This is a genomic window from Haemophilus parainfluenzae, from assembly GCF_003253005.1.
Classification (GTDB): domain Bacteria; phylum Pseudomonadota; class Gammaproteobacteria; order Enterobacterales; family Pasteurellaceae; genus Haemophilus_D; species Haemophilus_D parainfluenzae_M.
Genome location: NZ_QEPZ01000020.1, coordinates 1 through 574 on the forward strand (window position 1 = coordinate 1; position 574 = coordinate 574).

Annotated in this window: 2 tRNA genes and 1 rRNA gene; all 3 read left to right on the forward strand. The window is 41.5% G+C overall.

The features are described 5' to 3' along the window. Positions 1-75, forward strand: a 16S ribosomal RNA gene (locus tag DPV97_RS09540); the annotation flags it as partial. An 82-nt stretch (positions 76-157) separates the two neighbouring features. Beyond that, positions 158-234, forward strand: a tRNA-Ile gene (locus DPV97_RS09545). 53 nt (positions 235-287) lie between these two features. Then, positions 288-363 (forward strand) — tRNA-Ala (locus DPV97_RS09550). Positions 364-574: the final 211 nt, after the last annotated feature.

Genomic DNA, 574 nt, shown 5'->3' on the forward strand with positions numbered 1-574 from the left:
ACGGTATGATTCATGACTGGGGTGAAGTCGTAACAAGGTAACCGTAGGGGAACCTGCGGTTGGATCACCTCCTTACCGAAAACGAGAGACAATAAGTGTCCACACAGATTGATTGATATATTGTAGACAATATCGAGCAGAAAGCCGTTATTCCCTTGGGTCTGTAGCTCAGGTGGTTAGAGCGCACCCCTGATAAGGGTGAGGTCGGTGGTTCAAGTCCACTCAGACCCACCACTCAAACTGAGTGAGTGATTAAGGTGAATAAGGTAATAAATAAACGATGACATGGGGATATAGCTCAGCTGGGAGAGCGCCTGCCTTGCACGCAGGAGGTCAGCGGTTCGATCCCGCTTATCTCCACCACTTATCATCGTTAAGTAGATTGAGTAAGTTAATAGTTAAAATACTTTAATGAGTTTATTTAACGATGATAACTGAAAATGTTATTTCTGTTCTTTAACAACCAGGAAACAAGCTGAAAACTGAAGAGACTTTCAAGTCCTTTTAAAGGATAAGAAAAAGTCTGAGTAAGAAAAATCTTGATTGAACAAAAGCAATCAAGTGTTTAGTTGAA